Source organism: Corynebacterium phocae (assembly GCF_008693075.1).
Lineage (GTDB): Bacteria > Actinomycetota > Actinomycetes > Mycobacteriales > Mycobacteriaceae > Corynebacterium > Corynebacterium phocae.
Map to the genome: position 1 here is coordinate 153643 of NZ_VXKJ01000043.1, position 22076 is coordinate 175718.

The 22076-nt window shown below is 59.6% G+C and carries 22 protein-coding genes; 6 read left to right on the forward strand and 16 right to left on the reverse strand.

The annotated features are described in order from the left end of the window. Positions 1–121: 121 nt before the first annotated feature. Positions 122–796, forward strand: a complete 675-nt coding sequence (locus tag F4V58_RS07325) for an O-methyltransferase (RefSeq protein WP_075736602.1) — start codon at positions 122–124, stop codon at positions 794–796. A 91-nt stretch (positions 797–887) separates the two neighbouring features. On the opposite strand, the gene glgC is transcribed toward F4V58_RS07325, so the two are convergent. Then, on the reverse strand, positions 888–2105 hold the full coding sequence (gene glgC / locus F4V58_RS07330; RefSeq protein ID WP_075734697.1) for a glucose-1-phosphate adenylyltransferase: 1218 nt from the start codon (positions 2103–2105) through the stop codon (positions 888–890). Positions 2106–2219: 114 nt separating this feature from the next. Between glgC and glgA the strand changes: the two genes are divergently transcribed. Both glgA and F4V58_RS07340 read left to right on the forward strand, forming a co-directional pair. Beyond that, entirely contained in the window at positions 2220–3374 is a 1155-nt protein-coding gene (gene glgA / locus F4V58_RS07335) for a glycogen synthase (RefSeq protein WP_075734699.1), read from the forward strand. Further along, positions 3375–4793, forward strand: a complete 1419-nt coding sequence (locus F4V58_RS07340; RefSeq protein WP_075734701.1) for a GH32 C-terminal domain-containing protein — start codon at positions 3375–3377, stop codon at positions 4791–4793. A gap of 80 nt (positions 4794–4873) precedes the next feature. Here the strand turns inward: F4V58_RS07340 and F4V58_RS07345 are convergent, their stop codons facing one another. From F4V58_RS07345 to dapE, 7 genes are all read right to left on the reverse strand, one after another. Then, the gene (locus tag F4V58_RS07345) at positions 4874–5746 is read right to left on the reverse strand and encodes a methyltransferase domain-containing protein (protein ID WP_075734703.1); all 873 of its coding nucleotides are present in this window, start codon (positions 5744–5746) and stop codon (positions 4874–4876) included. Beyond that, positions 5747–5914: a DUF3117 domain-containing protein gene (locus F4V58_RS07350; RefSeq protein ID WP_075734705.1), complete on the reverse strand. Its 168-nt coding sequence runs from the start codon at positions 5912–5914 to the stop codon at positions 5747–5749. It lies immediately after the preceding gene. A gap of 99 nt (positions 5915–6013) precedes the next feature. Next, positions 6014–6430 (reverse strand): hypothetical protein, encoded by a 417-nt coding sequence (locus F4V58_RS07355; protein ID WP_075734707.1) that lies wholly within the window; start codon positions 6428–6430, stop codon positions 6014–6016. Between the two features lie 5 nt (positions 6431–6435). After that, the gene (locus tag F4V58_RS07360) at positions 6436–7176 is read right to left on the reverse strand and encodes a glucosyl-3-phosphoglycerate synthase (RefSeq protein ID WP_075734709.1); all 741 of its coding nucleotides are present in this window, start codon (positions 7174–7176) and stop codon (positions 6436–6438) included. Beyond that, the gene (folP, locus tag F4V58_RS07365; RefSeq protein WP_075736604.1) at positions 7173–7997 is read right to left on the reverse strand and encodes a dihydropteroate synthase; all 825 of its coding nucleotides are present in this window, start codon (positions 7995–7997) and stop codon (positions 7173–7175) included. Before folP ends, F4V58_RS07360 begins: the two co-directional genes overlap by 4 nt. A gap of 16 nt (positions 7998–8013) precedes the next feature. Further along, positions 8014–8817, reverse strand: coding sequence for an LOG family protein (locus tag F4V58_RS07370; RefSeq protein WP_075734711.1), 804 nt, complete (start codon positions 8815–8817; stop codon positions 8014–8016). A gap of 10 nt (positions 8818–8827) precedes the next feature. Then, the gene (gene dapE, locus F4V58_RS07375; protein ID WP_075734713.1) at positions 8828–9904 is read right to left on the reverse strand and encodes a succinyl-diaminopimelate desuccinylase; all 1077 of its coding nucleotides are present in this window, start codon (positions 9902–9904) and stop codon (positions 8828–8830) included. A gap of 95 nt (positions 9905–9999) precedes the next feature. On the opposite strand from dapE, the gene F4V58_RS07380 reads away from it, so the two are divergent. From F4V58_RS07380 to F4V58_RS07390, 3 genes are all read left to right on the forward strand, one after another. After that, positions 10000–11367 carry an amino acid permease gene (locus F4V58_RS07380; protein ID WP_075734715.1) on the forward strand — a complete coding sequence of 456 codons (1368 nt, stop codon included), beginning with the start codon at positions 10000–10002 and terminating at the stop codon, positions 11365–11367. A gap of 148 nt (positions 11368–11515) precedes the next feature. Next, positions 11516–12487 (forward strand): 2,3,4,5-tetrahydropyridine-2,6-dicarboxylate N-succinyltransferase, encoded by a 972-nt coding sequence (dapD, locus tag F4V58_RS07385; RefSeq protein WP_075734717.1) that lies wholly within the window; start codon positions 11516–11518, stop codon positions 12485–12487. Positions 12488–12592: 105 nt separating this feature from the next. Further along, complete coding sequence (locus F4V58_RS07390; protein WP_084559725.1) at positions 12593–13948, forward strand: amino acid permease; 1356 nt, start codon at positions 12593–12595, stop codon at positions 13946–13948. Between the two features lie 148 nt (positions 13949–14096). Here the strand turns inward: F4V58_RS07390 and F4V58_RS07395 are convergent, their stop codons facing one another. The 8 genes from F4V58_RS07395 to typA all read right to left on the reverse strand — a co-directional run bounded on the left by F4V58_RS07395 (position 14097) and on the right by typA (position 21888). Further along, on the reverse strand, positions 14097–14669 hold the full coding sequence (locus tag F4V58_RS07395; RefSeq protein ID WP_075734721.1) for a GtrA family protein: 573 nt from the start codon (positions 14667–14669) through the stop codon (positions 14097–14099). Positions 14670–14700: 31 nt separating this feature from the next. Next, the gene (locus F4V58_RS07400) at positions 14701–15471 is read right to left on the reverse strand and encodes a pseudouridine synthase (protein ID WP_075734723.1); all 771 of its coding nucleotides are present in this window, start codon (positions 15469–15471) and stop codon (positions 14701–14703) included. 46 nt (positions 15472–15517) lie between these two features. Further along, positions 15518–16609 carry a succinyldiaminopimelate transaminase gene (gene dapC, locus F4V58_RS07405; RefSeq protein WP_075734725.1) on the reverse strand — a complete coding sequence of 364 codons (1092 nt, stop codon included), beginning with the start codon at positions 16607–16609 and terminating at the stop codon, positions 15518–15520. Between the two features lie 9 nt (positions 16610–16618). Continuing rightward, positions 16619–16942: a ferredoxin gene (gene fdxA, locus F4V58_RS07410; RefSeq protein WP_075734727.1), complete on the reverse strand. Its 324-nt coding sequence runs from the start codon at positions 16940–16942 to the stop codon at positions 16619–16621. Positions 16943–16992: 50 nt separating this feature from the next. After that, positions 16993–17355 carry a hypothetical protein gene (locus F4V58_RS07415; protein WP_150385743.1) on the reverse strand — a complete coding sequence of 121 codons (363 nt, stop codon included), beginning with the start codon at positions 17353–17355 and terminating at the stop codon, positions 16993–16995. After that, positions 17352–18227, reverse strand: coding sequence for a PIG-L family deacetylase (locus F4V58_RS07420; RefSeq protein ID WP_075734729.1), 876 nt, complete (start codon positions 18225–18227; stop codon positions 17352–17354). The genes F4V58_RS07415 and F4V58_RS07420 overlap by 4 nt, the downstream gene beginning before the upstream one ends. 1 nt (position 18228) lies before the next feature. Further along, positions 18229–19773 carry an ABC transporter family substrate-binding protein gene (locus F4V58_RS07425; RefSeq protein WP_245802963.1) on the reverse strand — a complete coding sequence of 515 codons (1545 nt, stop codon included), beginning with the start codon at positions 19771–19773 and terminating at the stop codon, positions 18229–18231. A 204-nt stretch (positions 19774–19977) separates the two neighbouring features. Next, on the reverse strand, positions 19978–21888 hold the full coding sequence (typA, locus tag F4V58_RS07430; protein WP_075734733.1) for a translational GTPase TypA: 1911 nt from the start codon (positions 21886–21888) through the stop codon (positions 19978–19980). Positions 21889–22076 lie beyond the last annotated feature (188 nt).

Sequence of the window (22076 nt, forward strand, 5' to 3'; positions counted from 1 at the left end):
CCCACGGCCCCCCTTACCCCGCTCAGCCACTTCAAACACACACGTAACAATTTCACCGGATAGCTATGTCAAAGCGGTGTTTATCACCTATTTTGCTCCGCAATTACCTATTGTAAAGACCGTGACTACAACATCGAACTTCTCCCTGGATTCCTACATTGAGGCTTCCGGGTCCAGCCAAGATACCGACGGCAGCCCTTTTTCCATGGCGCTACGCGCTGCGTATGACCATGCCCAGGAATATTCCCTCCCGGCACCGGATGTCGCCACGGGGCAACTCCTCACCACTTTGGCCGCGGTCTCCACAGCCCACGGCGTAGAAAAACCCCAGGCCATAGCGATCACCCCAGCGGCTTCAGTGGCAGGTCTGTACTTGCTTCATGGTCTTCCGGATTCCGGAATCCTGTCCTGCATTGACCCTGAGGCGGAGCACCAGGCTAGCGCCAAAGCAGCTTTCCGCACCGCTGGCTACAAGCCGGCCCACATGCGCTTTTTGCCCTCGCGCCCGCTGGACGTCATCGACAGATTAGCGCCGGAGTCCTACCAAGTCATCTATGTTGACGTGCCAATCCTAGATACCTTGGCTGTAACCAAGGCTTGCTGGCCGCTACTGCGCCCGGGAGGAACGATTGTTCTGGCCAACGTCCTACTGGACGGAACACTGGCGGACAGCTCCCGCACCGACCGCTCAACCAATGCCGCCCGCGAACTGGATAGTTACGTGGATGAAATCCACCACGCTCTGGTAACCAGGCTTCCCCTAGGCGCTGGTACGACCCTGCTTAGCAAACGCTGAGTCCAGCAAGCAGTAGTAAGAGTAGACAACCCCGTTCCCAGCCTCACATCAGCAGGCCAGGGACGGGGTTTCTAGTTAACGGAAGCTTGGGCTAGACGGTGTCGTTCTTTCCCACTACAACTACGCCACCATCGGAGACTACAAACCGCTTCTTATCAGCATCAGGGTCAACGCCGATAATTGCGCCTTCGGAGACGATGACATTCTTATCGAGGATAGCGTGGCGGACCACAGCACCTTTACCAACGCGCACCCCGGGCAACAGGACTGAGCCTTCGACCGTGGCGCCGTCAGCTACTCGTACGTCAGTAGCCAAGACGGAATTGCGGACGGTACCGCCGGAGATAATGCAGCCGGCAGAAACCATTGAGGACTGTGCAATTCCGTTTTCCACGAACTTAGCCGGTGGCCAATTCGAGGTGTCAGTGGAATTAATTGGCCACTTGGAGTTGTACAGGTTGAAAATCGGGTGCACGGAGATGAGATCCATGTGCGCCTCGTAGAAAGAGTCGATGGTACCAACGTCGCGCCAGTATCCGTGGTCGCGTTCGGTGACACCCGGGACCTTGTTTCCCACGAAGTCATACACATGGGCCTGGTTCTTTGCTACGAAGTAGGGGATGATGTCCCCGCCCATGTCATGCTCTGAATCCTCATTCTTTTCATCTTCTAGCAGAGCCTTTTTCAGGGCACTCGCAGTGAATACGTAGTTACCCATAGACGCGTAGGTCTTTTCCGGGTCGCCGGGAATGGTAGGCGGATTCGCTGGCTTTTCCACGAACTTGGTAATTGAGCCTTCATCGTCTGCTTCGATGCAGCCAAAGGCCGAGGCCTCTTCACGGGGCACCCGGATTCCGGCCACGGAACAATCCTTGCCGGTAGCAATATGCTCTTCGACCATCTGGGAGGGGTCCATACGGTAGACGTGGTCTGCGCCGAAGACAATCACGTAATCGGGTTCTTCGTCATTGATCAGGTTGATGGACTGCACAATCGCGTCTGCAGAACCGCTAAACCAGCGTTTGCCGCGACGTTGCTGGGCAGGCACTGAGGCAATGTATTGCGAGGTAGGGCCGGCCAGGTTCCAGGCTTGGGAAATGTGGCGGTCGAGGGAGTGGGACTTGTATTGGGTAAGCACGGCAATCTTCATATAACCGGCGTTGACCAAGTTGGATAGAACGAAATCTATCAAGCGGTAGGACCCGCCGAAAGGCACGGCGGGTTTGGCGCGGTCTTCGGTCAAAGGATGCAAACGCTTTCCTTCACCGCCCGCAAGGACAATTGCTAAAATGTTGGGCTGTGTTCTCACCCCACCTAATTTATCCCTTAACTGGCGGTTTGTCAGTGGGTTTCCAACTATTTGTAGCAAAATTACCCCCACCGGCCCTGCAGCGCGACCTATTTGTCATTATCCTGGGTAATTATGAAAGCCGGAATATTTTCCAAGGAATACCCACCCGAAATCTACGGTGGCGCAGGTGTCCACGTAGCAGAGCTCACCCGCTTCATGCGGGAAAAAATTGACGTGGACGTCTTTTGCATGGGCGCACCTAGGCAGGAAGATGACGTCTATGTTTTTGGCCCCGACCCTGAGCTAGATAACGCCAACGGCGCACTCCAGACCCTATCCACCGGACTGCGCATGGCGCACGGCGCAACGGGCCTGGACGTGGCGCACTCCCACACCTGGTACACCGGCCTGGCCGGCCACCTCAATGCCCAGCTCAACGGCATTCCCCACGTGGTTACCGCCCACTCCTTAGAGCCGCACCGCCCCTGGAAGCGCGAGCAGCTGGCCGGAGGCTATGACGTTTCCTCGTGGTCGGAGCGCAACGCTTTCGAATACGCTGACGCAGTCATTGCGGTCTCCGCAGGGATGAAAAGTGCCATCCTCGAGGCCTACCCCAATGTGGACCAAGACAAGGTTCACGTGGTCCTCAACGGCATTGACACTGAGTTGTGGACCCCCGGTACTTCCGACGTCCTAGATGAAATTGGCGTTGACCGCACTAAGCCCGTTGCCTCCTTCGTGGGCCGAATCACGCGCCAGAAGGGCGTCAAGCACTTACTCAAGGCCGCCCGGGACTTTGATACTGACGTCCAGCTGGTGCTGTGCGCAGGGGCCCCGGATACCCCCGAAATTGCCGCCGAAACCCAGGAGCTGGTTGACACGCTCCGCGCCGAGCGCGAGGGAGTGTTCTGGGTTGAGGAGATGCTTTCCCGCGAAAAGATCCAACAGGTCTACGCCGGATCAGATCTCTTTGTCTGCCCGTCCATCTATGAGCCCCTGGGCATTGTCAACCTTGAGGCCATGGCCTGCCAGACTGCGGTTGTTGCTTCCGATGTTGGAGGTATTCCCGAGGTGGTCGTGGACGGCCACACCGGCACTCTGGTCCATTACGACCCAAACGATGAGGAAACCTTTGAAAAGGAACTTGCCGCTGCGGTCAATGAACTCATCGCGGACAAAGCAAAGCTCGCTGCCTTTTCAGCGGCCGGACGTAAACGCACGGTGGAGAAATTTAGCTGGGCAGCCATCGCAGACCAGACAATCGATATTTACCGGAGCCTGATTTAGATGACCTTGCGCCCTGAACTGCACTTGCTGCCCGAGTCAGGAATTCTCCAAGCCCCCGCAGGCGTGCTCTTCGAAGAAGACGTATGGCACGTGTTCTATCAATACAAACCGGACGCCAACCAACCCGCCCGCTGGGGGCACTCGTATTCCGAGGAAGATCCTTTTTACTGGCTGGAGTGTGATGACGTCCTAGCACCTGTGGGAGGAGAGGTTGAGCTCCGCGCAGGCGCTGTAGCTCATGGCAGTGACGGAACAAACCTATACTTCACGTCTGTCACCAACTCTGATTCGGCCATCGCACTGGCAAAATTGGAAAATACCGACACCTGCGAGGTTTCCGATGATCCGGGGGCCTTGGACCCTTCCGTGGTGCGCGTCGACCGCGTGATCAAGCAAACCCAAGACCACCAGCGTTTCCGCTCGCCTTGTGTGGTTCCTGACTGGGCAGACGGGAACAGGGAAGAAGATCACGAGGGCTGGTTGATGTTGGCCCTAAGCGGCACTAGTGATCACCCCACGCCGGTTATCTTCCGCAGCCTTGACGGCGAAGACTGGCAATTCCACGGAGACTTGACGTTCAAGGGGGAAACGGGTCTGGGAGAGGATCTTCCGCGCCTGGTGGCTCCCCGTATCCTGCGTCTTTGTGACAACGTTAGTAAGGAAATTTTTGACATCCTTTGCGTGACCATCGAGGGCGAGCACGGTGAGTACGCTGGGTACTTTGTGGGCCAACTGCACGGGACAGAGTTTGAGATCTGCAAAAGTTTCCGCCGCCTAGATTTTGGCCATGATTTCACCCGACCGCGGGGTACCACTGTTACCCACACGGGAAAATGGTCACCGGAGCACTACCGCAAGGCCAGCCTCATCAGCTTGCTCAACGGCAGGGGCCGCACCGACAACCCGCTGCTACACCACACGTGGACCGAAGAGGGGTGGGCCAATGTGCTATCTCTTCCCCGGGAAATCACTTTGCACGACGGAGTGTTGTACCAAACCCCGCCCAAGCACCTACCAAGAGCTGTTGAGGACTCCCAGCACGCACGCATGTGGACGGGCCTTATCAATGTCTCCGAAGGGGCCTCTTTGACCGTGTCCCTCTTAGACGGCAACGGGGACGTGGCGGCAACCGTTACACACTCCGGCAACAAGTTGGAGTTCGACCGCAGTCCTACCAAAGCTTTCTCTAACACCTACGCGAGTGAAAAGCCCGCAGTGGCCGACATCGCGGAAGGGGAGGAAAATTCCCTGACCATCATCGTGGATGGTTCTACCGTTGAGATCTTCGCGGATTCCGGCTTGGTAGCCATGGCTTCCCGGATGTATTTCACCAACCGTTGCTCCGGCTTCCAGGTGGAAACCTGCGACGGCGCGGAAGTCATCCAATCATTTGAATGCTCAGGAGCCCAAGCAAGCTAAACCCAGGCGAGCTTAACCAGCTAGCCCGGGGTTAGGGGTTTGTTTAGAGCTGCGTGCGGGAGCTAAAGCTGCGTGCAGGACTATTTGCTCACCGCACGAAAGCGGTCAAGCCTTGCCCGTGCGGTCACCCGCATGGTCTCTGGCAGCTCCGCCATCCGCCTGGCTAATTCTTCCTGGCTGATGTGGCGGGCAGACGGGCTCATGCCCACCTGTGCGGCGATGGAGGCTCGGTCTAGCTCCATGGGGAATGATAACTCCACCGGCGCGGCGCTTTGCTCCAGGAAGCCGGCAGCTTGCTCGTACATGCGCTCGACTTTGCCGGTTTCTACCCCCACAATTCCCAAAGGCTCACGGAGCTCATCCAAGTGACCAGCCTGCGGCGTAAGAACCACAACTTGGCCTTTCGGTGCGAGCACCCGTTGAAACTCAGCCGGGTTGCGCGGAGCGAACACCACCGAGATGGCGTCAATGCTCCCGCTGCGCACAGGCAACCGGTCCCACACATCCGCCACAACGGCACCTGCCCGGCTATGGCATTTAGCCAGGTGCTTGGCGGCGTGGACGGAAATGTCCAGGCCAATACCGCGGGAGTTATCAATCGAATCTAGCGTGTGCGCCAGGTAAAAGCCGGTGCCGGCCCCCACCTCAAGCAACGCTGGTTGGGCAGCGTCAGAAAGATCAGCCTCATCAACAATTTCGATCATGGAATTGGTGACGGCCTCCACGAAAGGAGCGAAGTGCCCGAGCGACAAGTACGTCTCACGCGCCTGAACCATCTCCAAAGAGTCACCGTTGTGCTTGAGGCCGGCACCGCCAGCCAAGGTCACGTACCCCTGACGGGCAACATCGAAAGAATGCCCCGATTCTGACACGAGGCGTGAAAAATCATCCTTACCGGCTAGCGCGGTCCCGTCATTGGGATCAGCTAGCAGGTCTATTACATCCTTGAGCACTTAAGCAGAAGCCTCCAAGAGCAGGGTCCCCAGCTCGTGAGCCTCTTCCTTGTTGAGCTCAACGACAATCCGGCCGCCGCCGTCTGATGGGATTCGCATCACGATTTTTCGTGATTCTTTGACGGCCTCCATTGGCCCACCGGTGGTACGCGGTTTCATCGCTGCCATGCTGGTTACAGCTCCTTAATCTACTTCTACTAAGAGGATACTTCCTCCAGTTTACGCTAAAGACCGGCACAGTTGACCGGGTTGGGAGGTTTTTAACCCCTAAAGCCCTACTCCGCCAGGTGACGCGGAACGCAGACGCCCATCCGTAGAGGGAGTCTCGGTGGGGGCAACATCGTCCGGGGTATAAGAGCCTGCGGTTCCCGCAACCGGACTCCCGGTTGGTGAAACTGGCGCTTTTGCAGCCACGCGGGAGTTGGTTGACTGGTTCTCCTGCAGGGCTGCAATCAGGTCATCTACTTGGTCCTGGCGGTATCCGTGGGACACTACGTCGAAGGCCACGGCGTCAAGGTTTCCTTCCGCTGCCGCTGCGCGATTGGCCTGCATGCGTTCTTTGGTTCCGATCTTGGAGTCCGGGGCGGTCAACAACGAGCCGCGACCAAGGGTTTTAGCGCTCAAGGGCACAGCCACAATGACTATGCCCGCCAGCAAGACAATCAAAACAATCCACGAAAACATGTAAGTTATCCTACCCTGTCCAGTGGTTCACGGTGCGCACCCGGCTTAGTTCTCAGCACCCCGGCGCGCCACAAGATGGTGCGAGCCACGGTATGCGCCATGGGTGCCAATTGGTGCAAGGGGCGGTTGCGGTGCACGCGTGCGGGAAGACCTACTTGCGCCAGTGAGTCCACGCCAAAAGTTTCCGCGCAGTCTATAAGTAGTGCTATGTCCACCCCGTATCCGTCCACGAAGGGTAGCTGGCGGGCGGCACTGCGGCGCAGGGCGTACTCACCTCCCAAAGGCTGGTCAATGAACATCAGGTGAGGGAAGAACTCCCGGATTAAGGGCTTAGCGCTAAGTTCCGTCACCCGGCCTCCGCCGGTAGGTTTTCCGGACAGAGTACGCGGATAGGTAGCTTTGACCAGCTGCACGCGTGGCTCCGCAAACGGGGCACTCAGCGCGTTGACCATGCCCGGGGTAGCCGAGGTGAGGTCTGCGTCGATAAAACAAACCACGTCACCTCGTGCGGCTGCCACCCCGCGCCACAGCGACTCCCCCTTGCCCGGGCGCGGTGTGACGCCGGGCATAACCTCCCGCCAATTGACCACCCGTGCTCCAGCTTCCCGGGCGCGGATGGCAGTAGCGTCCGTAGAATCAGCGTCTATCACCAAGACTTCCACGGGATTATCCGCCAAGCACGCGCGGACCACTGTGGCCACGGTTTGCTCCTCGTTGAGGGCCGGGATAATGACAGAAACGTTCACGCCAGCCCCCGCGTGGTAGCAAGCGGCCTAACATAACCGGATATAGCCGCCGTCATCCGGATAATATCTACTGTCTCTTTAACCTCGTGCGCGCGGAACGCCGCCACTCCCCTGGCTGCGGCCCACGCGGTGGCGGCCAGCGTCCCTGCCACGCGCTGGTCCACCGGGCGGTCAAGCGTCTCACCCACGAAGTCCTTGTTAGACAGCGCCATGAGCACCGGCCAGCCGGTGGCCACTAGCTCATCGACGCGCCGGAGCAATTCCAGGCCATGAAAAGTATTCTTACCAAAGTCGTGGGTCGGATCAAGGTAAATGAGCTCCTGCGCGCAGCCGGCAGCGGCGGCACGTTCGGCCAAGGCAGTTGTCTCAGCAATGACGCTAGCCACCACGTCGTCGTAGTGCACGCGGTGGGGCCGGGTGCGCGGCGTGGCCCCGCCGGTATGGGAACATACGTAGCCCGCGCCGTAATGCCCGGCCACTGCGATGAGCTCCGGCTCATAACCGGCCCAGGTGTCATTGATGAGGCCGGCTCCGGCCGCCAAGGCGGCGTCAGCAACTTCTGCGCGCCAGGTATCTACGGAGATGAGGACCCCCGGATGCTTGTCGTGTACCGCCGCGATAGTGGGCACCACGCGAGCTATTTCTTCCCCGGCGCTCACATCATCACCGGGGCCGGCCTTCACCCCGCCAATATCGACTATCTCCGCTCCTTGCGCAATCGCCTCATCCGCCTGCGCCAAGGCCAGCTCGGTAGACAAATCTTCCGACCACGTTTTGCCTTGGTCATAAAAAGAGTCCGGAGTGCGGTTGATGATGGCCATGACCTGGGCCAGCGGTTTAGCGCTCAAGGTCTTGGGGGGACCTATCCTGTGCGGTGGTGTTAGTGCCCGAAATCCGGCCGTCAGTCATAACCTCATGACGGCGAACGATGTGCGCCACCGCTTCTTCGACATCATCAGTAATCAGGAAGAGCTCCGTGTCCTCAGCGTTGATAAAGCCACCGGCCGCCAGAGTGTTGTTAATCCAATCCACTAAGCCACCCCAGTACTCAGAGCCCATGAGCACGATGGGATAGTTGGTCACCTTCCCGGTCTGTACCATGCACAAGACCTCAAAGAACTCATCCATCGTGCCGTAGCCGCCGGGCAGACACACGAAAGCCTGGGAGTACTTGAGGAACATGGTCTTGCGCGCAAAGAAATAGCGGAAGTTCAAGCCAAGGTCAACGTAGTCATTGAGGCCTTGCTCAAAAGGCAGTTCGATGCCCAGACCAACAGACAGCCCGTTGGCCTCACTAGCGCCCCGGTTGCCGGCTTCCATGGTGCCCGGACCGCCACCGGTGATAACGGCATAATTTGCTTCCGTGAGCTTGCGGCCTAAGTCCACCGCCAGCTGGTAGTACGGATCATCTTCCTTGGTGCGGGCAGAACCAAAGACGGTGACGGCCTTGGGCAGCTTGGACAGCGCGTCAAAGCCAGCCACAAACTCCCCCTGGATGCGCAGCACACGCCACGGATCCGCGTGCATCCAGTCATGATCCCACCCGGATTCCAACAAGCGCTGGTCAAAGGTGGATTCCTGCTGCCCGTCGGTACGCAAAAGCAGCGGGCCGCGAAGGGTGCGTTTTTCAGAATTAGACATAATTTTTCTCCTAAGTGGTGAGGTAAGCAATCAGGGCTTTGGATACCTGAGTTATCTGCTCTAGTGGTACTTGTTCATCTTTTTTGTGTGCGTAACCGGGGTCCCCGGGGCCAAAATTCACCGCAGGAGTTCCCATCTCCGAAAAGCGCGCTACGTCCGTCCACCCAAACTTGGGGCGAACCTGCCCGCCCACGGCCTGGATGAGGGCAGCAGCGCCCGGCTGAGAAAGCCCAGGCTTTGCGGCAGAACAGGCGTCGTCTACTTCAATGTCTACGCCGTGGTGCTGGCCCACCACCTCCCGGACATGTGCCATGGCATCTTCAAGGCTACGGTCAGGGGCGAACCGGAAATTAACAAACAACCACGCCTCATCGGGAATGGTGTTGGTGGCCACGCCGGATTCCAAGTGGACAATGTTTAGTCCCTCCCGGTAGCTAAGGCCGTCAATATCCACGGCGTCCCTGGGGCGATAGTTGGCAATGTTGGAAATAACCGGTGCGAGCCTGTGCGCGGCATTATCACCCAGCCAGGCCCGGCCCGAGTGGGCGCGCGTGCCGCGTGCGGTCACCCGTAGGCGGATGGTCCCCTGGCAACCCGCTTCGATGATGGCTCCGGAAGGCTCTCCTAATAGCGCGAGGTCGCCGCGCAGCCACTCCGGGTGATCTTGCTGCAAATGCCGCAGCCCGTTGTACTCGTCCGCTACTTCCTCCGCCTCATAAGCGATGACCGTTAAGTCATGTTTAATATCTTCCCGCCCGGCTAGTTGCGCGAAGGCGTGTAAGTAAACCGCCAAGCCCGATTTCATGTCCACGGTGCCGCACCCGTGCATGACGCCGTCTAACGTGCGGGAGGGCACGTTATCAGCAAGAGGAACGGTATCTAAGTGCCCGGCCAAGATTATCCGGGATTTGCGGCCGAAGTTGGTCCGCGCACACACGGTGTTGCCGTAGCGAAATACCTCAACTGGCAAAGCCGCCAGGGCAGCTTCTACCGCGTCCGCGATTTCTTCTTCATGGTGGGACGGGCTGGGGATATCCACCAACGCCCGGGTCAATTCAATAGGGTCTGAGCATAGATCTAGAGTCACAATTGGCAATGCTACCTTTCGAACGGTCTATATGCCCGGGGGTGCTACGCTTTGGAGGTTATTTTCTACTTCTGCGATGAAGGTTTGTCCTCTCTATGACTTCTACAAGTTCTAATTCCAACCAAAAGTTAAAAACCCGGCACCTGACCATGATGGGTCTGGGCTCCGCCGTGGGCGCGGGCCTATTCCTGGGTGTAGGCGTGGGTATCCAAGCCTCCGGTACCTCCGTGCTGCTGTCCTACATCGTGGCCGGCATTGTGGTTGCTGCAGTGATGGCCATGCTCGGAGAAATGGCCGCCGCCCGGCCCTCATTAGGTTCCTTTGCCACCTATGCCGGCCAAGCCTTTGGCAACGAGGCCCGGTTTGGCCTGGGCTGGTTGTACTGGTTCATGCTGGTCATGGTGATGGGTTCGGAAATCACCGGCGCTTCTGCCATCATCAGCGCCTGGTTTGACATCGCGCCATGGATCCCGGCATTTATCGCTGTGACCTTCTTTGCGGTGGTTAACTTCGCTGCAGTACGCGGCTTCGGTGAATTTGAGTTCTGGTTTGCCATCATCAAGGTCGCGGTTATTTTGGCGTTTATTGTCTTAGGCATGCTCATCGTCGTGGGGCTATGGCCTACCGACATCCCGGTGCGGCTGGGCAATTTCTCTGAGAACTTCCTTCCTCATGGAGCCCCCGGGTTTGCCGCCGGCTTGTTGGCAGTGGCCTTCGCCTTCGGCGGTATCGAGCTGGTGACCATCGCCGCAGCGGAGTCCGAAGACCCCGCCCGCAACGTGGCCACCGCCGTGCGCGCCGTCATCTTCCGCATTCTGGTCTTCTACGTTGGCGCAGTAGCCATCATCTCTTTGCTGCTGCCCTTCGCCCAGATCCAGGGCGCGGACGTAGCCGCGCAGTCCCCTTTCACCTTGCTGCTTGAATCAGCCGGCATCCCGGGTGCCGCAGGCTTTATGGAAATTGTCATTGTTATTGCCCTGCTGTCTTCTTTCAACGCCCAGATCTACGGCACCTCGCGGCTGGTGTACAACATGGCCAAGGAAGGCAACGCGCACCGCGCCTTCCTTAAGATTGGCTCCACCGGCTCCCCCATCAATGCGGTTATCCTGTCCGTGATTTTCGCCTTCGGCTCCGTAATCCTGCAGTGGTGGAACCCACCAGGGTTGCTGGCGTTCCTGTTTAACGCTGTGGGCGGTTGCCTGCTGGTTATCTGGATGATGATTACGTTGTCCTACTTGAAGCTGCACCCAGAGCTAGAACGGGGTGGGGAAACCACCGCGCTGAAACTTCCGGGTTACCCCTACATCCCGTGGTTGGTTGTGGCGGCCATGATTTCGCTCATCATCCTGATGGTCTTTGACCCGGGCGCACGCGGCCAGGTTGTCTCCGTGTTGGTACTCTGCGGTGCTTTGGTTATATTGGCAAAGGTGCTACCTCTCAAGCGAGCAGAGAAAAACCGGTAAGCGTGAAATCGCTTACACCTGCCGGTGAATTACCTGCGCGGGTTGGAGGCACCCCAGTGGGAAAGCCGGGCTTTCCTGAAAATTACTTAAATTTTAGTATAGAGTAACGTATGTTCACACGTACCCACCAACGAAGGCGACACCTGTTATGACAACTGCTTCCGCGCGCGGACTAGCCACCATCACCCACGACGGCACCATCCTTGACGCTTGGTACCCCGCCGTTCACCTGGACAAGGCCGCTGGCCCAGCGGGCACCACCCGCTTGGAAGAAACCCCCCAACAATTTGCCAACCTGGTGGGCCCAGATGAAGAACGCGGCGTAGCCCGCGTGGCCGTGGAAACGGTAATTGCGGACCTAGACGCCGCCCCCGTGGACGCCTACGACGCCTACCTGCGCCTGCACCTGCTGTCCCACCGCGCGGTCAAACCCCACGGTCTCAACATGGACGGAATCTTTGGCCTACTAGCCAACGTCGTGTGGACCAACTACGGCCCCTGCGCGGTAGCCGATTTCCAGATGACCCGCGGACGCCTGGCCTCCCGCGGCCCGGTAGTGGTCTACTCCGTAGACAAGTTCCCCCGCATGGTTGACTATGTGGTCCCCACCGGCGTGCGCATCGGTGACGCAGACCGCGTCCGCCTAGGTGCCCACCTGGCTGAAGGCACCACCGTCATGCACGAAGGCTTCGTCAATTTCAACGCCGGCACACTGGGCGCCTCCATGGTTGAAGGACGTATCTCCGCAGGAGTCGTGGTGGGAGACGGCTCCGACATTGGCGGCGGCGCCTCCATCATGGGCACCCTATCCGGCGGCGGCAAAGAAACCATCTCCATTGGCCAGCGCTGCCTGCTAGGCGCCAACTCCGGCGTGGGCATCTCCTTGGGCAACGATTGCGTAGTCGAGGCCGGCCTGTACGTCACCGCCGGCACCAAAATTGTTTGCCACGGCTCCGTGGCCGCAGCCGCCGGTGTGGAAAGTGGCACCCCCGTCAAGGCCTCCGCCATCTCCGGCGCGTCCGGGGTGCTACTGCGCCGCAACTCCGTCACCGGGGCTGTCGAGGCCGTTGAGTGGGACTCCGCAGCCGTGTGCCTTAACGAACACCTGCACAAAAACTAGACCCCACCGGCCAATGGCCGGGGTGCGGAAACTATTGTTAAAGAGGTGAAACCACAAACCTCTCCCGCCGCGCTTGGCAGCGGCCTTAAAGTCAGACACCTCACTATGATGGGCCTGGGCTCCACCATCGGAGCCGGGCTCTTCCTCGGTACCGGCGTGGGCATTTCTGCCGCAGGCCCCGCCGTACTGCTCGCCTACCTCATCGCCGGCGGCCTAGCCATCCTGGTCATGCAGATGCTGGGCGAAATGGGCACGGTCATCCCCGCGTCCGGATCCTTCTCCGAATACGCCGAGCACGGCATAGGCCGCTGGGCGGGATTTACCCAAGGCTGGATTTACTGGCTAGCCACCGTGGCGGTTCTGGGTGCCGAAATCACCGGTGCGGCCAGCTTCATTGGCGCCTGGTTTGGCGTGGCCCCCTGGATACCGGCGGCCATATGCGTGGCCTTCTTCGGGGTGGTCAACCTCCTCCACGTCCGGATCTTCGGCGAATTCGAATACTGGTTTGCCGCCATCAAAGTCCTGGTCCTCATCGGATTCCTCATCATCGGAGCCCTGCTAGTCTTCGGATTGTTGCCGGGACACCCCTTTGTGGGGGCCTCGGTATTTCTCGAAGATGGATTCATGCCCAATGGGATAGGCGGAGTAGCGGCCGGCCTGCTGGCCGTGGCCTTCGCCTTTGGCGGTATCGAGGTCGTGGCCATTGCCGCCGCAGAATCCGACGACCCGGAAAAATCCCTGGTCAACGCCGTTCGCTCCACCATTACCCGTATCTCCATCTTTTATCTGGGCTCCGTCCTGGTCATCACCTTCCTGCTGCCCTACTCATCCGTGGGCGGCGCGTCCTCCGCAGCCGAATCCCCCTTCACCATGGTCCTAGAGCGCGCCGGTATTCCGGGGGCGGCGGTCTTTATGGAGGTCATCATCGTACTCGCGCTGTTGTCGGCATTTAACGCACAGATTTACGCCTCTTCGCGCATGATGCACTCCCTGGCCACCCGCAAGGAGGCACCAAAGCTTTTTGCCCGCACCAATGACGCCGGGGTGCCAACCACCGCCATCGCTCTATCCGTGGGGCTTTCCACCCTCATGGTGGTGCTCAACTACCTCAACACGGGCTGGTTGCTGGGCTTTATGCTCAACGCCGCCGGCGGCTCCCTGCTCATTGTTTGGGTGTTCATCGCGGTATCCCAGCTGCGGCTGCGCCCAGAGCTTGAAAAGACTCACCAACTACCGGTGCGAATGTGGGCTTTTCCCTACCTCACCTGGTTTGCGCTGGCCATCTTCGCGGGAATTGCCATACTGATGCTTACCGACGCCTCCGCCCGCGTCCAGCTATTTTCCGCAGCCATGATCTTTGCTGTTTTGGTTGTGGCCGGAACCATCAACGCCCGGATGCGCGGGATTTCCCCTACCTCACGCCTGCCGCTGCCGCGCCGTGAGGCCCCACCTGCAGCCTAGCTGCCAGCCGTATTACGGTGATTCACTGACTCCGGGTGCCCCGCCGTATGGGGTGCCCGGAGTTGCCGGTTTTTGCGCTTAGCGGGCCAGTCCGCGCTTGCTGTGGCGTGAGTTGAGCAACCGGAGACTGCGCCGCCTAATCCAGCGTCTACTCCGGTACCCCAGGCTGGGTGTCCGGGGTGGCCGGTGAGGTCGGGGAGGCTGGAGTGGCCGGGGAGGTGCGAAACGCCCACAGTTTGTTGATAACAAAGTTCAGCGGCATGGCAACCACAATGGAGACAGCGTTGGCCCAGTAGAACTTGGTGCGTAGCCCAGTGCTGTTGTCAAAAATATCGCTGGGAAGGCCCACGGGGGACTCGGGGTTCATCAGCAACGTCATGGTAATTAGGCTGACCATCAACGCGCCGATACCAGTGAGCAGGAACGGTAAGAAACCCCGCAGCCAGGAAACTTTATTCACAGACCTGAAAGTCCACATGCGATTGAGCTGGTAGTTCCAGATGTTGGCCACTACGAAAGCGATGGTAACAAAAACGTGGTACCACCGAATGTGGAAGGCAGTGCCAAAGAGGTTCAACACGGGATCTTGTTCCGAAATCTGCGCGGTCCACCAGGCTAGCTTCTTGCACAAGACTGCAACCGCCAGGTTTACCAGAGTGCCGGAACCGCCCACCAGTCCGAATTTCACGAACTGGCCCATATTGGTACTCAAACGGCTCATGTGATCTCCATATGCGGGTAACGGTTAACTGTTATAGCTTAGTCCCCAAAGTGCTCAGGGAGGAAAATTGCCGGAGTTTCCCGGACAGCGGATCCACAAACTCCACGCGGCTGGCCAGCAGCTGTAGGGGTGCGGAGAAGTCGTAAAGGTCTAGTCCCTTGTCCACCGGGTAGGTATCATCTCCCACTATCGGCGCTCCCAGATAGTTAGCAAGCACGCGCAGTTGATGGGTGTGCCCGGTCACGGGGCGGAAGGTGGCCGCCACGCCGCGGGCATGGACGTGGGTTTCGGTGAGCGTGCCGTTGGGGTCAACGCTGACCTGCCGGGTGCCCTTGGCCTTTCGCATCCCCAGCCGTACGGTATCTGTGATTTCCAGTGGCGCGGTGAGCGTGGCCTGGTAAGTCTTTTCCACGGCGCGGGCGGCAAAGAGCTGTTGGTAGGCCGCGCGGGTATCCGGGTTAACTGAACACACCACCACCCCGGCGGTCAGCCGGTCCAGGCGGTGCAAAGGCACAGCGCCTTGACTGGCCACCCGGGTCTGCAGGGTCTCGCGCACCAGCCGGCCGTTGGACGTAGTGGGCAAGAAATGAGGCTTGTCCACCACCAGTAGGTGGTGGTCCGCAAAAATTACCCGGTGAGTGAAGGGGATGGGTTTTTCCGGTGGGACCTCCGGGTGAAACCACGCCAGTACCGGCTTGGCCAAGAACATACCGGCGGGAATCCGCGCGCCGAAGGAAAACGGGGAGTCCCCCGCCCGTCCGGCGAAGTACTCCGGTGAGTCGGGTACCAGCCCGCTAAGCATGATTTTGCGGGGCGGTATGCCTTCCCGCGCAGGGAGGGGGGAACGCTTAGGAGGCAAGGCGGGCTACAGCGGCGTCCACGCGTTCGTCAGAGCCGTTAAGACCCATCCGGATATACTTTAGCCCGGCCGGGCCGTAGAAGTCCCCTGGCGCCACCAAGATACCGCGCTGGGCCAGCCAGTCAACGGTGGCACGGCAGTCTTCGCCCCGGGTGGCCCACAGGTAAAGCCCGGCCTCGGAGTGCTCTATCTGAAAGCCGGCGTGGTTAAGCGCGCGGATGAGCTTGGCGCGGCGCACGGCGTAGCGTTGGCGCTGCAGCAACTCAGAGTCATCATCTTCCAAGGCCGCCACCATGGCCGCCTGCACCGGACCGGGAACCATGAGCCCCGCGTGCTTGCGGATTTCCAACAACTCCCCAATCAGTTCCGGGTCACCGGCAAAGAAACCAGCCCGGTACGAGGCCATGTTGGCGGACTTGGATAGCGAGTGCATGGCAATAAGCCCGGTGTTATCACCGTCAGAGACGCGGGGGTCCAAGATGGATACCGGCGGGTTGTCATCATCCCAGCCCAGCCCTAGGTAGCATTCGTCCGATGCAACGATGGCGTTGTTGGCGCGTGCCCACGCGACCACCTTGCGCAGGTGCTCCACTCCCCACACCCGACCAGTGGGGTTGGACGGGGAATTGATAAAGGCCAAGGAGGCGTTGCCAAAATCTGCGGGGTCATCGTGGCGCACCGGGGTGGCCCCGGCGATGAGCGCGCCGACCTCATAAGTAGGATAGGCGACCTCCGGAATGACAATCTTTCGCCCGCGCAACCCCAGGAGGGTGGGCAGCCAGGCGATGGCCTCCTTGGTGCCTACCACGGGGAGGACGGCTCCCGGTTCCATGCCATAGCGCCGGCGCAGCGAAGCGGCAATCGCCTCCTGCAGCGCGGGCGTGCCGGCGGTGGTGGGATAGCCCGGCGCGGAGGCGGCCTCAGCTAGGGCTAGCTGCACGCCGGGGGCCACCAAATCCACCGGGTTTCCCACAGAAAGATCCACTATGCCACCGGGATGAGCGGCGGCTTTTTCCTTAGCGGCGGCCAAGGAGTTCCAAGGAAAATCCGGCAAGGTGTTGCCAAGCGGCGTGCGGGTCATAATGTTTTACTACTCCTGGTTTTGTGGGGGCAGGGCGGCAATCATCGGGTGGTCAAAATCCTGCGGTCCGACTGCCGCGGCACCGCCGGGCGAGCCAAGATCGTCAAAGAAAGCCGCGTTGGCGTCGTTGTAATCTATCCACTCATCGGGCACGTCATCCTCGTAGAAGATGGCCTCTACCGGACAGGCGGGCTCGCAGGCTCCGCAGTCCACGCACTCGTCCGGGTGAATGTACAAAGAACGCTTGCCCTCGTAGATGCAATCCACGGGGCATTCTTCAACGCAGGCGCGGTCCATTACGTCAACACAAGGCTGCGCAATCGTATAAGTCATGGGGTAAATGCCTCTTCCGTCTTTACTACCTGTTGAACTGGTCTAGTATGTCACTTCTCACTAAAAAATGGCCACACGCCCCCCAAGATCCCGGCCATGAATAAACCGGCCGCCCACGCGCTTGCTCCTAGCGCTTGGACTGACCCCAGGTCACCGGCGAGGAAGAATCCGCAGAAGCCAACTGTCCACACCGAAAGCGGGACCGCACCAATCGCCGGGTGCGAAGACCACAAGCGCGCAGTTTTAGTCAAAACCATATTAAATGCAAAAGCCACCGCAATGGTAATGGGAAAGGCCACCGTATGTCCACCGCCAAGAGGCAGGCGCGCGCGCAGATAAATTACTTCCAGCAACAAAGACATCACCGCGCCCAGGCTAAGCCACACCAGCGCCGTTATCTTCTCCCCTGTCACGGACGCAGACCGTCTAAAAGACCGGTTGCCTGCGGCGGGCAGTTCGCGCCCGCCTGGTAGTGCTCCGCACGCAGCAAAGGCATGACCAAGAGATTGGACAAGGCGTAAGCGCCCGCCACCACGCCCGGGTCGGTCACGCCTGCTACGGCGGCGCGGGGGTTGGTGACAGACACGGTGGCATCGGCAAGCCAAATTTGCGTGGGGTGCGCGGCCATGGCGGCCTTCTTTGCAGCCAGGCTGGCGTCATCTAGCGGATAAGTAACCGCCGCGCCGGCGGTAGTGAAGTTGGCAAAATAGGCTTCGTCCGGCTTCTGCCAGCCCCGGGGAGCCATCACTGCCTCCAGGCCAGCGCGGTGGGACTCGCGGTCGAAAATGGCCCACCACACGCGTTGTTCGGGCGCTGCCGCCGCGTGGGTGATGCGGTGCGCAGCCACGTGGTCCGGGTGGCCGTAGCCGCCGTCCGGGCCGTAAGTCAGCACGATGTGCGGGCGGAGGCACGCAAGGCGGGTGCGCAGCAAACGCGCGGCCTCATCTTGCCGGTTGACCAGCGCGCGGGGGTCATCGTGCGCCGGGGAGCCCACCATGCCGGAGTCGCGGAAGAAACCCGCTCCCCCCAGCATCTCCACGGCCACGCCCAGTGCGCGGGCGGAGTCTTCCAACTCCCGCGCCCGCAAGCCCCCCAACAGCCCTGCAGGCACCAAGTTGCCGTAGGTGCCGCCTATGACTTCCCCCTCATCGCCCAAGGTGAGGGTGATAACGGTGACCTCCGCGCCGCGGCGCGCCATATCCGCCAAAGTTCCGCCGGTAAAAAGTGCTTCATCGTCTGGGTGCGCGTGTACCGCCACCACCCGGTAACCGTTCAAATCCGGCATATTATTTCTCAACTTTCGCTTGCTTATCTGGCTCCCACGAGGCGGCTGCCCCCAGACCTTTACCCCAATCTACAACGCTATCGCTAGCGCCCAAGATCCCGCGACCTAGGACGTGTACGCGGGTTTCGTCCAGCAAAGGCACGTACAGCGCTTCCTCGCGGTTAAAGCCCCGGATTATATCGAGCGCCTCCTCGGGTGAAATCCGACCGGAGAGGATGTCCGCCATAATGTCCTGAGCGTTGTCCGGGCACCACCTGCGGTTGAATTTCTCCTCGCACAGGAAAAGATCTGCCACGGCAAACGGGGTTACCTCAGTGCTCTCCCACGTGACCACGGCGTCTACCCTGCGGGCCGGGATGAGCTCAGTCTCAATAGTTTCTAGGCGTTGGCGTTCCACGACCGCTTCAATACCCTGTACCCTCAACTGATCCGCGATGACGTCTGCGGCCATAGCAGCGGTCTCATCCACCGGATCCACCCCAATGACCAGGGGCCGGCCTTGAAGGCTAAGCAGCCCGGTGCCCTGCGGAGCGAAGAGCTGCCCGCCGTAGGGCACGGCCAGTGCGCTAGCGCGCCCGGTGGCTAGCCGGGCTACTTGGTCAACGTCTAACGCCCCTGCCATCTCAGCGCGCGCCTGGCGGTTGCTCAACAGCAGTTTAACCCGTAGCTGCCGGGGTTTGGAGACCATGTCCACCTGGGCCTCGGGAAGCAGCTCCAACGCCTCCTGGGTAGTCTGCTCCGGGACAATGTCCACGAACCCCACCTGCCCCGAGCGCAGCATTCCCATAGCCTGAGTGAGGTTTCCTACCTCCTGCAAGGTGACAATATCTACTTTTGCGGGGTCTTTGCCCCAGAATCTGTCGTTCCTGTTTAGCGTAATGACACCGCGGGCTCTGTCCACGTTGTTGAGCAGGAACCTTCCGCCGGAAGCGGGGATACCGTCCCTCAAGGCTGTACCAAAGTCCACCTCCCCCAATAAATGGGAGGGCAGAAGGTTCTGGAAGAGCAAATCCCACCGTTCCACGTGGGTATTGAAGTCAACTGTGACCACCTGCCCCCCGGCCGAGGTGTTGATGTCGTCGATGGCCAGGTATCCAGCCGGATCTTCTACGCCCGCGGTACTAGTCATCCCCCGCCAGAGGTAGGCAAAGTCCGCACCGGTAATCGGTGTGCCGTCCGACCATTGCGCCGCCCGCGCGATGGTGTAGCGAATACGCAAGGCTACGCCCTCGGGAGCTTCTACCACGCGGGCGTCTTCGAGGACGTTCGTATCAATCGAATTCCCCCTAAAAGCCGAGGGCAGCACCAACCCCGCGATATCGTGCACAATCTGGGTGTTATTCGCCTCTAGATGCGGATTGAACCCGGTTTCCATGTGGTCAACGCCCACGCTGACTTCCAATCGCTGCGGACGCGTGAGGGGCCTGACATCGTCAGCGACCGGCGTCGGCGTGGTTGCGGTGGGCGCTGACGTGGGGGCAGAAGACCCCATAGCTGTGGTGGGGCCTTTGTCTTCGACCACCGGCGGGGGGCCGGGTTGGGCCACACAGGAACTTAAGGTGAATGTAGCCAACCAGGCGGCACAAACTTTTTTCACAGCGGGCACGACAAGGCTCCTTGTGGATACGTGGCTTTTTATGATCCAAAAGCTTAGCAATCGGGCGCGGAAAGTGTGAAGGTCCGTTAATTTCTGCAAGAAATCAACGGACCCAATCACGCCACCGGTAAAACCCCACCGGCGGGTGCGAACTTATTTGTGTAGCTGCTTGGCGCGGGAGGCCGCACGCTTGCGGTCGTTGGCGGACAATGCCACCTTGCGCACGCGCAGCGCGTTGGGAGCAACCTCAACGCACTCGTCGTTACCACAGAATTCCAGCGCCTCTTCCAAGGACAGCTTGCGGGCCTTGGACAAAGTCACGGTAGCGTCAGCGTTAGCCGAGCGCATGTTGGTCAGCTTCTTCTCACGAGTGATGTTGATATCCATGTCCTCGTCGCGGTTGTTAGCACCTACGACCATGCCCTCATAGGCCTCGTCGCCTGGCTCCACGAAGAAGTCACCGCGGTCGGATAGCTGCTGCAAAGCGTAGGCGGTAATCTGTCCGGTACGGTCGGCAACTAGGGAGCCGGTGGCGCGGGACTTGATGTCGCCTGCCCACACGTCCAAGCCGTCCCCGATGGAGTTGGCAATACCGGCACCACGGGTTTCGGTCATAAACTGTGTGCGGAAACCAATCAGGCCACGGGCAGGAACACGGAAAATCATGCGTACCCAGTTGCTTTCACGCACGTCCATGGACTGCATCTGACCCTTGCGGGCAGCCAATAGCTGGGTAATAGCGCCCTGGTATTCCGAGGGGGTGTCAATGGTCAAAAGCTCGTATGGCTCGTGGACCTTGCCGTCAATAACCTGGGTAACAACCTGTGGCTTGCCAACCGTAAGCTCGAAGCCTTCACGGCGCATGTTCTCAATGAGCACGGAAAGCGCCATCTCACCACGGCCCTGTACTTCCCAGGCGTCGGGACGCTCGGTAGGCAGGATGCGGATGGAAACGTTACCAATGAGCTCCTGATCCAGACGGGATTTAACCACGCGAGCGGTGAGTTTATCGCCACCGCCCTGGCCGGCCATGGGCGAGGTATTCACGCCGATAGTCATGGAGATAGCCGGCTCATCGACGTGGATCTGCGGCAGCGCTACGGGGTGCTCTACGTCCGCGATGGTGTCGCCAATCATAATCTGAGGGATACCGGAAATAGCGATGATGTCTCCGGCGATGGCCTCGGTGTCAGGTTGACGCTCAAAGCCAACGGTACGCAGCAGCTCGGCGACCTTGACGTTTTTGACAACCTCGTTGCCATCTTCGTCCCAGGAAATCCATGCGACCTGCTGGCCCTTTTTAATCTTGCCGGAGTAGATACGCAGCAACGCAATACGCCCCAGGAAGTCGGAGGAGTCAAGGTTGGCTACGTGTGCCTGGAGCGGGGCATCAATCTTTGCAGAGGGCTCAGGAAGCACGTCGTAGATAACGTCGAACAGTGCCTGTAGGTCCTCGGCGTCTGGCTCATTGGCGTCACCCGGGTTTTCCGTAGAGGCCTTGCCCGCGCGGCCGGAGGCATAGATCACTGGCAGGTCAAGCAAGGTTTCTGCTGCTTCCGATGCCTCTGGGTCCTCGAGCACGGAAGCGATTTCTAGCAGCAAGTCATGGGACTCGGAGACAACTTCTTCGATACGCGCGTCAGGGCGGTCAGTTTTATTCACGCAGATGATAACGGGAAGCTTGGCCTCTAGCGCTTTGGTCAACACGAAGCGGGTCTGGGGCAGCGGGCCTTCCGAGGCATCTACTAGCAGCACCACTCCGTCAACCATGGAGATACCGCGCTCTACTTCACCGCCAAAGTCGGCGTGGCCAGGGGTGTCAATGACGTTGATGATCAAATCTCCGCCGTCTTTGCCCTTGCCCTTACGGATAACCGCGGTGTTTTTAGCAAGAATGGTAATTCCACGCTCGCGCTCCTGGTCGTTGGAGTCCATGACGCGGTCCGTGTGTTCGCCATGGTCACCGAATGCGCCAGACTGCTCCAGCATGCCGTTGACGAGGGTGGTTTTACCGTGGTCAACGTGGGCGACAATGGCAACGTTGCGGAACTCAGTAGTGGTCACGAAAGAAATACTCCTTGAAATTTAGGGTTCGCGCGGATCTAACCTTGGGCTCCGAAAGCCCACTAATTTTAGGCGCGATATTGAACGGTCTAATACAATACCCCCAACTTGGCTCGGGTGCAGCATTGGGCACTTTCGCAAGCCCCGGACCCCGGGGCTTGACTTAGCCCAAAATGTAACTAATGTTG

Bases quoted from the DNA above. Each gene is read 5' to 3' on its own strand.
- glgA (WP_075734699.1), top strand. From the start codon at position 2,220: ATGAAAGCCGGAATATTTTCCAAGGAATACCCACCCGAAATCTACGGT.
- F4V58_RS07340 (WP_075734701.1), top strand. From the start codon at position 3,375: ATGACCTTGCGCCCTGAACTGCACTTGCTGCCCGAGTCAGGAATTCTC.
- F4V58_RS07350 (WP_075734705.1), bottom strand. From the start codon at position 5,914: ATGGCAGCGATGAAACCGCGTACCACCGGTGGGCCAATGGAGGCCGTC.
- F4V58_RS07355 (WP_075734707.1), bottom strand. From the start codon at position 6,430: ATGTTTTCGTGGATTGTTTTGATTGTCTTGCTGGCGGGCATAGTCATT.
- folP (WP_075736604.1), bottom strand. From the start codon at position 7,997: ATGGCCATCATCAACCGCACTCCGGACTCTTTTTATGACCAAGGCAAA.
- F4V58_RS07370 (WP_075734711.1), bottom strand. From the start codon at position 8,817: ATGTCTAATTCTGAAAAACGCACCCTTCGCGGCCCGCTGCTTTTGCGT.
- F4V58_RS07380 (WP_075734715.1), top strand. From the start codon at position 10,000: ATGACTTCTACAAGTTCTAATTCCAACCAAAAGTTAAAAACCCGGCAC.
- dapD (WP_075734717.1), top strand. From the start codon at position 11,516: ATGACAACTGCTTCCGCGCGCGGACTAGCCACCATCACCCACGACGGC.
- F4V58_RS07390 (WP_084559725.1), top strand. From the start codon at position 12,593: ATGATGGGCCTGGGCTCCACCATCGGAGCCGGGCTCTTCCTCGGTACC.
- F4V58_RS07395 (WP_075734721.1), bottom strand. From the start codon at position 14,669: ATGAGCCGTTTGAGTACCAATATGGGCCAGTTCGTGAAATTCGGACTG.
- F4V58_RS07400 (WP_075734723.1), bottom strand. From the start codon at position 15,471: ATGCTTAGCGGGCTGGTACCCGACTCACCGGAGTACTTCGCCGGACGG.
- dapC (WP_075734725.1), bottom strand. From the start codon at position 16,609: ATGACCCGCACGCCGCTTGGCAACACCTTGCCGGATTTTCCTTGGAAC.
- fdxA (WP_075734727.1), bottom strand. From the start codon at position 16,942: ATGACTTATACGATTGCGCAGCCTTGTGTTGACGTAATGGACCGCGCC.
- F4V58_RS07420 (WP_075734729.1), bottom strand. From the start codon at position 18,227: ATGCCGGATTTGAACGGTTACCGGGTGGTGGCGGTACACGCGCACCCA.